The sequence below is a fragment of the Streptomyces kanasensis genome, assembly GCF_043077165.1.
GTDB classification, from domain to species: domain Bacteria; phylum Actinomycetota; class Actinomycetes; order Streptomycetales; family Streptomycetaceae; genus Streptomyces; species Streptomyces changanensis.
Map to the genome: position 1 here is coordinate 39,712 of NZ_JBIBSF010000016.1, position 11,960 is coordinate 51,671.

Consider the following 11,960-nt stretch of genomic DNA (forward strand, 5'->3'; position numbering starts at 1 on the left):
GCAAGCACCACCGCACGTCCGTACACCCACGGTGACGCTCTGGTCGCACTGGTGAGTCCTCGCCACACGGTGGTGAACACCGCGGTCGACGGGTACGCGGAGCCGGGAAGGAGGCACCGTGCTTGTACTGGACTCACGCACCGCCGACAGCGGTGAGGTCCGCGACGTCGTGACCGGCTTCGTGGCCGACCGCTGTCCCTGGGCCGACCTCGCGGCCGTCCGCCTCGTCGTGACCGAACTCCTGGCGAACGCGCTGCGCCACACCGACGGCCGGTGGCGGCTGCGGCTGCTCGTCCAGGGGCGCCGGCTCACGCTGGAGCTGGACGACGCCAGCCCCGTGCCACCGGAGGTGCGGCGGCCGGACTTCGGCGGTGGGGGCGGGTTCGGCTGGCCACTGGTGCTGCGTCTGGTCGACGAGGTCGACGTACGGCCGGGGCCCACGGGCAAGACGGTCCGAGCCGTGTGGTGGGAGCCGGACGCCGACCGGCCGGAGGAGCGCTCCGACGGGCGGGGCCGGGGGACGACCGACGGACGGGGCGGAGGCTCGGCCGGTACGGAGGAGCCGTACCTCAGCCCTCGCTCAGCATCCGCTCGCGCATCCGGGTCGTCATCCGGGACAGCAGACGACTGACGTGCATCTGCGAGACGCCGAGCCGTTCGCCGATCTGCGCCTGGGTCATCTCCTCCATGAACCGCATGTGGAGGATGGCCCGGTCGCGGTCGTCGAGCTCCTCGACCATCGGCTTGAGGGCGTGGAGGTCCTCGGTCAGGCGCATCGCGCGGTCCTCCTCGCCGAGGAGGTCGGCGAGGGTCGCCGACGCGGGCTCGCCGGAGTCGTCGAGCGGCATGTCGAGCGAGGCGGCCGAGTACCCGTTGGCCGCGACGAGGCCCTCGACGACCTGGTCCTCGTCGATCCCGAGGTGCGCGGCGAGCTCGCCGGCGGTCGGTGAGCGGTCCAGCCGCTGGAAGAGCTCGTCGGTGGCGCGGGCCAGGTCGATGCGCATCTCCTGCAGGCGCCTCGGGACGTGCACCGACCAACTGGTGTCGCGGAAGAAGCGCTTGATCTCACCGATCACGCACGGCATGGCGAACGAGGCGAACTCGACCTGACGGGTCAGCTCGAACCGGTCGATGGCCTTGATCAGGCCGATGGTGCCGACCTGGACGATGTCCTCCATCTGGTCGGACCGGCTGCGGAAGCGGGTGGCCGCGTACTTCACGAGGGACAGGTTCAGCTCGATGAGCGTGTTGCGCACGTACTGGTGCTCCGCGGTGCCCTCCTCCAGGACGGCCAGACGCGCGAAGAACAGCTTCGAGAGTTCCTTGGCGTCCCGGGGCGCGACCTCCGTGGGGTCCGGGATCCGGGGTAGGGGAGCCGCCGGTGCCGTTTCCGTCGGGGCCGTGGTCGCCATGGACACGGTGCCCTCCCTTCCTGTCGACGTTGCCGGAGGCGCGTCTACCCCCGAACGGACCGGGCACACCCGGAGGGCGTGACTTTCGGCCACGCGTGGGCGCCACGCGCGGGAGCCGTCCCCACGCGGACGGCGGGGACGGCTCCTCGGGTGCGGGGGTGGGCCCGGCGGGCGGGGTCAGCTCCAGCTGGCGTGCAGCGGCTTGCCCTCGGCGTAGCCGGCGGCACTCTGGACGCCGACGACGGCCTTCTCGGCGAACTCCTCCAGGGAGGCGGCACCCGCGTACGTGCAGGAGGAGCGGACGCCCGCGATGATCGAGTCGATCAGGTCCTCGACGCCCGGGCGGGACGGGTCGAGGAACATCCGCGAGTGCGAGATGCCCTCCTCGAAGACCGCCTTGCGGGCCCGGTCGTACGCGGACTCCTCGCTCGTGCGGTTGCGGACGGCGCGCTTGGACGCCATGCCGAAGGACTCCTTGTACAGGCGTCCGCCGGCGTCCTGCTGGAGGTCGCCCGGGGACTCGTACGTACCGGCGAACCAGGAGCCGATCATCACGTTCGACGCGCCGGCCGCGAGCGCCATGGCGACGTCGCGCGGGTGGCGGACACCGCCGTCGGCCCAGACGTGCTTGCCGTACTTCTTCGCCTCGGCGGCGCACTCCAGGACGGCGGAGAACTGCGGGCGGCCCACACCGGTCATCATGCGGGTGGTGCACATGGCGCCGGGGCCCACACCGACCTTGATGATGTCCGCGCCGGCCTCGATCAGATCGCGCACGCCCTCGGCGGCGACGATGTTGCCGGCGACGATCGGCACCTGCGGGTCGAGGCCGCGGACGGCCTTGACCGCGGCGATCATCGACTCCTGGTGGCCGTGCGCGGTGTCCACGACGAGGGTGTCGACGCCGGCGTCCAGCAGCTGCTTGGCCTTGCCCGCCACGTCGCCGTTGATGCCGACGGCGGCGGCGACGCGGAGCCTGCCGTTCGCGTCGACGGCCGGCGTGTAGAGCGTGGCGCGCAGCGCGCCCTTGCGGGTCAGGATGCCAGCGAGGCGGCCCTCCCCGTCCACGGCCGGGGCGTACCGGCGGTTGTGGTGGTCGAGGGTGTTGAACGCCTCGCGCGGGTCGATGTCGGCGTCGAGCAGCAGCAGCTCGTCCTTGGACATGACCTCGGAGAGCTGGGTGAAGCGGTCCACGCCGGACAGGTCCTGGTCGGTGACGACACCGATGGGCCGCTGGTCCGCGTCCACGACGACGCCCGCGTTGTGCGCGCGCTTGGTCAGCAGCGACAACGCGTCGGCGACGGTCTGGTGGGGGTCGAGCACGATCGGGGTGTCGAGCACGTGGTGGCGGCTCTTCACCCAGGAGATCACGTCGGTGACGACCTCGATCGGGATGTCCTGGGGAATCACGACGAGCCCGCCGCGGCGGGCGACGGTCTCCGCCATGCGGCGGCCGGCGATGGCGGTCATGTTGGCCACGACCAGCGGGATGGTGGTCCCGGTGCCGTCGGGGGTGGTGAGGTCGACGCCCTGGCGGGAGCCCACGGCCGATCGGCTAGGCACCATGAACACATCGTCGTACGTCAGGTCGTACGGCGGCTTCAGGTCATTGAGGAAACGCACGTGCTGAACATCCCAGTCGTTCGGAGTTGGCCCCCGGGCATCTCAGCCGGGGGGAAAACGCACGTACTTCATTGTCCCATGCCGACGCGCGTTCGACCCCCGGGCGGAACCTCCAGGTCACGCGGGGTGACCTGGTGGGTTCCTCCAACTCCGTCGGATCCGGCGGGACGGCCCCCGTCCCGGCCGGCTCAGTTGTCCGGGTCGGCACGCTCCAGCGCGGGCCGCGGACCCGGCTCGGACTCGGTCAGCAGGTACTCGGCGGCGGCGGTGTCCGTGACGAGGCTGGTGACCAGCCCGGAGCGGAGCACCGCGCCGATGGCGGCCGCCTTGCGGTGGCCGCCGGCGATGGCGACGACCTCGGGGATCCGGCGCAGCCGGTCCGCCTCGACGGTGATGCACCGCTCGCCCAGGTCGCGCCCGACGCGACGGCCGGAGGCGTCGAAGAGGTGCGCGGACATCTCCGCGGCGACGCCGAGCGACGCGTAGTGGGCGCGCTCCTCGTCGGTGAGCATGTCGTGGACGGTGGAGATGCCCGGCTCCCAGGAGCCGATGGAGACCGCGGCGACGGTCACCTTGTCGAAGTAGTCGAAGGCGCGGGCGATGCCCGTCTGGTTGCGCAGTGCGGCCGCGGTGGCCGGGTCGGGCAGCAGCATGGGCGCGTAGATGGGGTGGGCCTCGCCACCGGAGACCTGGGCGGCGCGCCGCACGGCCTCGACCGAGCCGCGCTCCGCGGTCCCCGCGTCGTACACGCCGGTCAGCTGGACGACGGTGCAGGGAGGCAGCCGGTCGAGGGCGGCGGCCATGTGGATGGTGGACCTGCCCCAGGCCAGGCCCAGCACGTCACCCTCGGCGACGAGCTCGCCGAGCAGGTCGGCCGCGACCTCGCCCAGGTTCTCCGGGTCCGGCGACTCGTCCTCGGCCTCGGCCGGGGACTCGACGACGACGGCGTGGCGCAGGCCGTACCGGGCGCGCAGGGCGTCGGAGCGCTCCGCGTCCAGCTCGGCGGGCACGCGGATCTCGATCCGTACGAGGTCGCGCTCCAGGGCGGTCTCCAGGACGCGGGCCACCTTGAAGCGGCTGACGCCGAACTCCTCGGCGATCTGGATCTTGGATTTGCCCTCGAGATAGAAGCGGCGCGCCATGGCCGCCGCCTGCACCAGCTCCGCGGGTCCCATCCGCAGGGCTGGACGTCCCGCCGACATTGCAGACACCGCGTTCTCCTCACTGCTCTTCACACTACGGATGGCCATCCTTGCAGATCCGACGACCCCTGATCAGTCCTGTTGGTTCGCGTTCATCTGCCGGTGACCCGGTGGTGGCTCAGTGTCCGCACGCCCACGCGGCGGAGGCGGTCGCGCGCTCGGCGTCGGCGCGCAGCGCCCGCACGGCCCCGGCCGGGTCGTCGGCCCCGTAGACGGCGGAGCCGGCGACGAAGACGTCGGCCCCGGCCTCGGCGCACCGCTCGATCGTGGCCGCGGAGACGCCGCCGTCGACCTGGAGCCACAGCTCCAGGCCGTGCTTGGAGATCAGCTCACGGGTACGTCGGATCTTGGGCAGCATGATGTCGAGGAAGGCCTGCCCGCCGAAGCCGGGTTCGACGGTCATGATGAGCAGCATGTCCAGTTCGGGGAGCAGGTCCTCGAACGGCTCGATGGGCGTGGCGGGCTTGAGCGCCATGGAGGCGCGCGCGCCCTTGGCCCGGATCTCCCGCGCCAGCCGCACGGGAGCGGCGGCGGCCTCCACGTGGAAGGTGACCGAGCCCGCGCCCGCCTCCACGTACTGCGGGGCCCAGCGGTCGGGGTCCTCGATCATCAGGTGGCAGTCGAGGGGGATGTCCGTCGCCCGGCTCAGCGACTCCACGACCGGTACGCCCAGGGTGAGGTTGGGCACGAAGTGGTTGTCCATGACGTCGACGTGGAGCCAGTCGGCGCCCTCGACCGCCCTGGCCTCCTCGGCGAGGCGGGAGAAGTCGGCGGACAGGATGCTGGGGTTGATCTGGGCCATGGGCCCAAGCCTGCCATGTTCCGGGCCCCTTCCTCGCCCCGATCCCGCGGTCTCCCGCCCCCGGGCTGGGACAGTCCGCCTGATTCCCGGCGAATCCGGGCGGGACGTTCGCCGTACCGGCGGACGGGGCCCGCCGGGGGCGCCCGGCGGCCGCACCCCCCGCGGAGCCCGGCCCCGCCGGGAGACCGTCAGGCGGTGCGGCGCAGGAGCGCCAGGTACATGGCGTCCGTGCCGTGCAGGTGGGGCCAGAGCTGGACGTCCGGTCCGTCGCCGAGCGCGGGCACGCCGGGCATCAGGGGGCGGGCGTCGATCAGCTCGGCGCTCGTCCCCTCGGCTCCCCCTCGCCCCTTCAGGATGTCGTCGACGACCGCCCGGGTCTCCGCGAGGTGCGGTGAGCAGGTGGCGTACCCGACGACGCCGCCGACGCGCACCGACGCGAGCGCCTCGGCCAGCAGCGACCGCTGGAGCGGCGCGAAACCGTCCAGGTCCTCGGGGCGGCGGCGCCAGCGCGCCTCGGGGCGGCGGCGCAGGGCGCCGAGGCCCGAGCACGGCACGTCGACGAGGACGCGGTCGAAGGAGCCCGGGCGCCACGGCGGGCGCGTGCCGTCGGCGGTGACGACCCGGTACGGGCCGGGGTTGCCGTCCAGGGCGCGCGCGACGAGACGGGCCCGGTGGGGCTGCTTCTCGGCCGCGAGCAGGAAGGCCCCGCGCCCGGCGGCGAGCGCGCCGAGCAGCGCGGCCTTGCCGCCGGGCCCGGCGCACCCGTCGAGCCACCGCTCGTCCGGACCGTCGAGGGGGGCGTTGGCCAGGGCGAGCGCCACGAGTTGGCTCCCCTCGTCCTGCACGCCGGCCCGGCCCTCCCGGACGGCGTCCAGGGCGCCCGGTTCGCCGCCCTCGGAGAGGCGCACGGCGTACGGTGACCAGCGGCCGGGGAGGCAGGCATCCTCGCCGAGCGTCTCCAGCAGCTCGTCGGGGGTGGCCCGGCCGGGGCGGGCGACGAGCGTCACCTCGGGCCGTTCGTTGTCGGCCTCCAGCAGGTCCTCGATGCCCGCGCGGCCGCCTCCCAGCGCGTCCCACAGCGCGGACACCACCCAGCGCGGATGCGCGTGCACGACGGCGAGGTGGTCCTCCGGGTCCTCGTCGTACGGCGGCGCGACCCGCTCCAGCCAGGCGTCCATGTCGTGTTGGGCGATCTTGCGCAGGACGGCGTTGACGAACTTGGCCCGCCCGTCGCCGAGCACCACGCGCGCCAGCTCGACGCTGGCCGAGACCGCCGCGTGTGTGGGGATGCGCGTCCCGAGCAGCTGGTGCGCGCCGAGCGCCAGCACGTCCAGCACCGGCGGGTCGACCTCGCGCAGCGGCCGGTCGACGCAGGCGGCGACGATGGCGTCGTACGTGCCCTGGCGGCGCAGCGTCCCGTAGACCAGCTCCGTCGCCAGCGCCGCGTCCCGCGCGTCGAAGCCGTCCTTCTCCCGCGCCTTGCGCAGGAGGGGCGGCAGGACGAGGTTGGCGTAGGCGTCCCGCTCGTCGACGGCGCGCAGCACCTCGAAGGCCAGGATCCGGACGGGGTCCTTCTTGGGACGCCGGTGGGGCTTGGGGGGACGGCGACGGGCTTGCTCGCTCAAAAGGTGCTCCGCTTTCGCATTCGGTAGAACCCTTCCAGCGTAGTGCGCCGGCCCGTGCGCCCCGGCCCCCGGGACACCGGCGACCGGGGCGGGCCCGCCACCCGGGGGGCCACACCCCCCGGCCCGGCACCCCGGTCCGGCGGGGGCCGGGTCGACCCCGCCAGACGCCGGCACCGCCCGGGGCCGCACCGCACGCCCGCACCGCACGCCCGCACCGCACGGGTCGGCACCGTCCCGGTCCGGCGGGGCCGGACGGCGGCCGGGTCCGGGAGCGGGGCGCTGCGGGCCGGGAGGGCCGGAGCCCGGGACGGCCGGGGCCCGGGGCGGGCGCCGGGCGCGGAGCGGGTCCGGACCGGGAACGCCCGGCCCGCGCGGGTCCGGGGCGGGGCCGGTGCGTCAGTCGGCGCCGAGGCGCTCGCCCGCGCCGATGCGCACGCCGCGCGCCCAGTCCGCGGCACGCATGGGCTTCTTGCCCTGGGCCTGGACCCACAGCAGCTCGACGGCGTGCGAGCCGGTGCCGACGTGCACGTCGTTCTTGCCGACGGCCAGCTCGCCGGGGGCCAGCTCCGTGCGGCCCGGCGCGGGCACGGCCTGGACCAGCTTGAGGCGCTCGCCGCGGAAGAGGGTCCACGCCCCGGGGGCGGGGGTGCAGCCGCGGACGACGCGGTCGACGCGGAGCGCCGGGGCGGTCCAGTCGATCCGGGCGTCCTCAACGGTGATCTTCGGCGCGAGCGTGACGCCCTCGGCGGGCTGCGGGACGGCCGTGAGGGTGCCGTCCTCGATGCCGTCCATGGTCGCGGCGAGCAGCCCGGAGCCCGCGAACGCCAGCCGGGTGAGCAGGTCGCCGCTGGTGTCGGTGGGGCGGACCGCCTCGGTGACCACGCCGTACACCGGCCCGGAGTCGAGGCCCTCCTCGATCAGGAAGGTCGACGCGCCGGTCATCTCGTCCCCCGCCATCAGCGCGTGCTGGACGGGCGCGGCGCCGCGCCACGCGGGCAGCAGGGAGAAGTGCAGGTTGACCCAGCCGTGCGCCGGGATGTCGAGCGCCACCTTGGGCAGGAGCGCCCCGTAGGCGACGACCGGGCAGCAGTCCGGGGCGATCTCGCGGAGCCGGGCGAGGAAGTCCTCGTCACGGGGCCTGGCCGGCTTGAGGACCTCGATCCCCGCCTCGGCGGCCCGCTCCGCCACCGGGCTCGCGACCAGCCTGCGACCCCGGCCCGCGGGCGCGTCGGGCCGGGTGACGACGGCGGCCACCTCGTGCCGGTCGGAGGCGATGAGGGCGTCCAGTGCTGGTACGGCGACCTCGGGGGTGCCTGCGAAGACGAGCTTCACTCCGTAATACCTCGCTTGTTCGTCGGAGCGCGGCGGGAGAAGCCCTGCCGGATCCGCGGGGGCGGTGGGCAACGCACCAGTCTAGGACCGCCGACGCACCCACCCGGCACCGATGGCGCGGCGTGATCGACGGGAGTCCGGGCCTCCGGGGTTCCGGGAGCCGGGGGGCCGGGGCCGGAGGTCGAGAAGCCGGAGGCCGGTGCCTGGCAGGCCGGGGGGGGCGGGCCTCCGGGTTTCCGAGGGCCGGAGCCCGGGGGCCGGAGGCCGAAGCCCGGGGGGCGTACGCATATGCGTGCGCCCTGCGCATATGCGGATACGCCCCCGCTGCGTGACCCCGGCCACGGGTGGCGCGTTGTCAAAGCAGATTGACCGTATCGGGTCGCTCCCGACCGCGACCCGCCCCCTTTCAACGCCGGTTCGAGAGGCTTGTCAATGGCCGACCACGCAACCCACGACGCCCAAGCCCGGGCGAGCCTGCACCTGCTGGTGCGGGACATCGAGCGGGTCCGCCGGCAGGTGGACGCTCTGCGCACGCTCACCGCCCAGCTGGGCAACGTCTACCGCCCGCGTCGCTCCGGCCCTTCGACGGGCTTCGTCGTCTACGGCAGGGCCCCGGCCCCCACGGTCCGGCTCGCCCAGGAGCTGCGCGACAGCGTGGAGACGCTCGTGACCGCGGCCGTGGACTTCGACCGCTCGCTCGGCTTCTCGTGGGACGCGGTGGGCTCGGCGCTCGGCGTGACCAAGCAGGCGGTGCACCGCCGGTACGGCGCCCGCCGGGCGTCGGCGCAGCAGCCGGCCACGGCCGGCGCGGACCACGCGGGCGAGGCCGGCACGACGCGCACCCTCCCGGTCGCCGCGCCCGTGGCGTCCGTCCCCGCGGCCCGCTCGATGCCGCCGCAGCCGACGGCCCAGTCGCTGCGGGACCCGTCCCACCGCGAGGAGATCCGCCCGGGCGCCTTCCCCGGCCCGCGCAACGGCTGACCCTCCCCTCCCCGGCCGCCCGGCCCGCCGCCCCTCCCCCGCGGCGGGCCGGGCGGCCGTTGCCGTGCAGGGCCGGCCCGCCCGCAGCCGTCAGCCGATGTCGGGCGGGTCGATCCGGACGCGCACGGGCGTGGTGCCGCCCTTCGCCAGCCGGGCCGCCTGCGCTGCCTTCAACGCCGCCGCCAGGGCGGCCCCGCTGCCCGGCGGCACCCGCAGCAACGCCCGCTCCCACACCTCACCGGGCGGTGGGTCGCCCGGACGCCGCGGACCGCCCGGGGCCACCTGCCGCAGCGGGACCGGTCCGAGGACCTCGGCGTCGGCGGGGAGCCGCACGGCCGTCAGGAAGTCGGCCACCGCCTCGGCGGGCCCGGCCACCGCGGCCATCCGGGAGACCGGGGGGAAACCCAGCTCGGCCCGCTCGGCCAACTCCCGCTGGGCGTGGCCGACGGGGTCCCACCGCACCAGTGCCTGCACCGGCCGCAGCGTCGGTTCGGCGACGACCACGACCGTCCCCCCCTCGGCCTGACCGCGCACCAGCGACGCCGCGTCGATCCAGCGGCGCAGCGCCTCCTCTCCGGCCCGCAGGTCGGGCCGGGACAGCAGCGCCCAGCCGTCCAGCAGCAGTGCGGCCGCGTACCCGCCCTCGGCGACCGGTTCGGCGCCCGGCGTACTGACCACGAGCGCCGGCCGGGCCGGTACGGCGTCGAGGACGTGGTCCCGCCCGGAGGTGCGCACCGGCACGGCCGGGAAGGCGCGCCCCAGTTCCTCGGCGGTGCGCCGGGCGCCCACCACCTGGGCGCGCAGCCGGGTGGACCCGCACTCGACGCAGTGCCAGTCCGGCTCCCCGCGCCCGCACCAGCCGCAGCGCAACTCCCGCTGCTCGGGCGCCTCCAGGGGGCCCGCGCAGTGCCGGCACCGCGCCGGAGCGCGGCACCGCTCGCACGCCAGCCGCGGCACGTACCCCCGCCGGGGCACCTGCACCAGCACCGGACCGCTCTTGAGCCCGTCCCGTACGGCCTGCCACGCCAGGGACGGCAGGCGGGCGGCGCGCGCGGCCCCGTCCCGCGCCAGCTCCCCGTCCCCCACCGTCCGTACGAGCGGCGCCGCGGCGCGCACCTGGTCGCGCGGGGCGACCAGTGGCCCCGCCCAGCCGCTCTCGACGAGCTGGGCCGCCTCGACCGTGCAGCCCGTACCGCCCAGCAGGAACCCGCACCGGTCGTGCGCGGCGCGCAGCAGCAGCACCTCGCGGGCGTGCGGCAGCGGCGCGTGCGGCTCGCTGTGGCTGGAGTCCCCGTCGTCCCAGATCGCGACGAGCCCGAGGTCCCGCACCGGGGCGAACATCGCGGCGCGCGTCCCCACGACGGCGCGCACGGCCCCGCGCCGGACCGCGAGCCACTGCGCGTACCGCTTCTCCGGCCCGGCCTCGGCGGTCAGCACCGCGTGCCGCCCCTCACCGAGGACGGCGGTCAGTGCCGCGTCCACGCGCCCGGCCGCCCGCCCGTCGGGCACCACGACGAGCGCGCCGCGGCCCGAGGCGAGCGTGGCGCCGACCGCCCGGGCCAGCTCCTGCGCCCAGTGCGGCCCGGGGAGCGCGTTCCACACGGCCCGCGGGGAGGCGCCCTTCGCGAGGGCCGCCAGGAACGCCTCCCCGCGCGCGTACCGCGACCACGTCCCCGGCTCCGGCGCGGCGGGCGGTGGCAGCGGCTCCGGGGAGGGGCGGCCCTCCGCGCGGGCGCTGCGCGGCGGGACGGCCAGCTGGAGGACGTCGGCGAGGCTCCCGGCGTACCGGTCGGCGACGGCCCGGGCCAGGGCGAGCAGCTCGGCGCTGAGGACGGGCTCGGGCGAGACCACGTCGGCGAGGGCCGCCAGGGGCCCGGAGTAGTCGGAGTCGGCGCGCCGCTCCACCAGGAACCCGTCGATGAGGCGCCCGCCCTCGCGCCGCCCGCCCCGCACCTGGTGCGCCCCGGCCCCGAACCGCACCCGCACCCGCACACCGGGCTGGGCGACGGCGTCGAGCTCCGCGGGCACGGCGTAGTCGAAGAACTGGTCGAGGTGGAGCACGCCCTTGTTCACCACGACCCGCGCGACCGGCAGCTGCGCGGCGAGCGCGGCCCCCCGCCACGTCCGCGGCCTGGCCCGCGGCGCCTTCGCCGCCCGGACGCTCTCCCGTATCAGCGCGAGCTGCTCGGGCGGCTCGGCCCCCGGCCCCCGGCCACCCTCCACCTTCCCGTCCTCGCTGCTCACAGCCCCATTCCTACCAGAGCCCACCGACAGCGCCGGCTGTCAGCGGGGTGCGCTTGGATGTCCGCGTGACCGTTCACGACACCGCCGCGCTCCTGCCGCCGATCCCCGTCCTGCGCGACCACTGCCGCGCCCTCGCCATGCTGGAGGCGATCCTCTGCCGGGACCCGGCGTACCGGCGCTTCACCTTCGACGCGCGCTGGTCGGCGACCGAGGAGCTCGCCGCGATGAGCAACGGCTCGGGGGACGATTACGCGATCGTCTTCGCCCCGGCGGGCGCGTTCGTGCGGGGCTTCGACCACGAGTCGCCGATGAGCCCGTACGTGGACGACCGACCGTGGCCGGGTGTCGTCGACGAGGTCCCGGACGTCTTCCGGCGGTACGTGGACGCGCCGGCCTTCGGCGACGACGTCGGCTTCCCTAACGTGACCGCCTGCCTGTGGCGGACCACCGGGGACGACTCCTGGCGTACGGGCACGATCGACTTTCCCGACGCCTGCGACCCGGACGGGTCCGACCACCTCTTCGAGCAGCTGACGGACCGCTCCGCCGAGAGCTATCAGGACGTCGCCACGTACCTGCACGAGGTTCCGGTCGACCTGGCCGCCGTGCGCCACGTGCTGGCCCTGCGTCCGCTGACCGACGGGCTGGTCGCCGCCCTGGACCCGCGGCTGACGCTCGCCGACCTCGCCGCGGACGTCACCGCCGTCGGGTATCCGCCGGCCGAGCGCTGACACGCCGA

The 11,960-nt window shown here is 75.4% G+C and carries 10 protein-coding genes; 3 read left to right on the plus strand and 7 right to left on the minus strand.

Annotation, left to right across the window (positions count from 1 at the left end; translation table 11 throughout):
• The first annotated feature begins 118 nt into the window (after window positions 1-118).
• Complete coding sequence (locus ACF053_RS28775) at window positions 119-631, plus strand: ATP-binding protein (protein WP_391956676.1); 513 nt, start codon at window positions 119-121, stop codon at window positions 629-631.
• On the opposite strand, the gene ACF053_RS28780 is transcribed toward ACF053_RS28775, so the two are convergent.
• The 6 genes from ACF053_RS28780 to fmt form a co-directional block, all read right to left on the minus strand.
• Window positions 570-1,412 carry an RNA polymerase sigma factor SigF gene (locus tag ACF053_RS28780; protein WP_391956704.1) on the minus strand — a complete coding sequence of 281 codons (843 nt, stop codon included), beginning with the start codon at window positions 1,410-1,412 and terminating at the stop codon, window positions 570-572. The genes ACF053_RS28775 and ACF053_RS28780 overlap by 62 nt on opposite strands.
• Window positions 1,413-1,589: 177 nt before the next feature.
• Window positions 1,590-3,035 (minus strand): GuaB1 family IMP dehydrogenase-related protein, encoded by a 1,446-nt coding sequence (locus ACF053_RS28785; protein ID WP_391956677.1) that lies wholly within the window; start codon window positions 3,033-3,035, stop codon window positions 1,590-1,592.
• A gap of 188 nt (window positions 3,036-3,223) precedes the next feature.
• Window positions 3,224-4,237, minus strand: a complete 1,014-nt coding sequence (locus tag ACF053_RS28790; RefSeq protein WP_058941071.1) for a sugar-binding transcriptional regulator — start codon at window positions 4,235-4,237, stop codon at window positions 3,224-3,226.
• Between the two features lie 118 nt (window positions 4,238-4,355).
• Window positions 4,356-5,039 (minus strand): ribulose-phosphate 3-epimerase, encoded by a 684-nt coding sequence (rpe, locus tag ACF053_RS28795; protein WP_058941072.1) that lies wholly within the window; start codon window positions 5,037-5,039, stop codon window positions 4,356-4,358.
• Between the two features lie 188 nt (window positions 5,040-5,227).
• Complete coding sequence (locus ACF053_RS28800) at window positions 5,228-6,664, minus strand: RsmB/NOP family class I SAM-dependent RNA methyltransferase (protein ID WP_391956678.1); 1,437 nt, start codon at window positions 6,662-6,664, stop codon at window positions 5,228-5,230.
• Between the two features lie 396 nt (window positions 6,665-7,060).
• On the minus strand, window positions 7,061-7,996 hold the full coding sequence (fmt, locus tag ACF053_RS28805) for a methionyl-tRNA formyltransferase (protein WP_391956679.1): 936 nt from the start codon (window positions 7,994-7,996) through the stop codon (window positions 7,061-7,063).
• 432 nt (window positions 7,997-8,428) lie between these two features.
• On the opposite strand from fmt, the gene ACF053_RS28810 reads away from it, so the two are divergent.
• Window positions 8,429-8,977: a hypothetical protein gene (locus ACF053_RS28810; protein WP_391956680.1), complete on the plus strand. Its 549-nt coding sequence runs from the start codon at window positions 8,429-8,431 to the stop codon at window positions 8,975-8,977.
• Between the two features lie 90 nt (window positions 8,978-9,067).
• On the opposite strand, the gene ACF053_RS28815 is transcribed toward ACF053_RS28810, so the two are convergent.
• Window positions 9,068-11,221 carry a primosomal protein N' gene (locus ACF053_RS28815; RefSeq protein ID WP_391956681.1) on the minus strand — a complete coding sequence of 718 codons (2,154 nt, stop codon included), beginning with the start codon at window positions 11,219-11,221 and terminating at the stop codon, window positions 9,068-9,070.
• A gap of 65 nt (window positions 11,222-11,286) precedes the next feature.
• Here ACF053_RS28815 and ACF053_RS28820 point away from each other — a divergent pair, with 65 nt between their 5' ends.
• Window positions 11,287-11,952, plus strand: coding sequence for a hypothetical protein (locus ACF053_RS28820; RefSeq protein ID WP_391956682.1), 666 nt, complete (start codon window positions 11,287-11,289; stop codon window positions 11,950-11,952).
• Window positions 11,953-11,960: the final 8 nt, after the last annotated feature.

What these genes read in the sequence shown, in the direction of transcription:
- ACF053_RS28780 (WP_391956704.1), bottom strand. Translation starts at nt 1,412, where the DNA reads ATGGCGACCACGGCCCCGACGGAAACGGCACCGGCGGCTCCCCTACCC.
- ACF053_RS28790 (WP_058941071.1), bottom strand. Translation starts at nt 4,237, where the DNA reads ATGTCGGCGGGACGTCCAGCCCTGCGGATGGGACCCGCGGAGCTGGTG.
- rpe (WP_058941072.1), bottom strand. Translation starts at nt 5,039, where the DNA reads ATGGCCCAGATCAACCCCAGCATCCTGTCCGCCGACTTCTCCCGCCTC.
- ACF053_RS28810 (WP_391956680.1), top strand. Translation starts at nt 8,429, where the DNA reads ATGGCCGACCACGCAACCCACGACGCCCAAGCCCGGGCGAGCCTGCAC.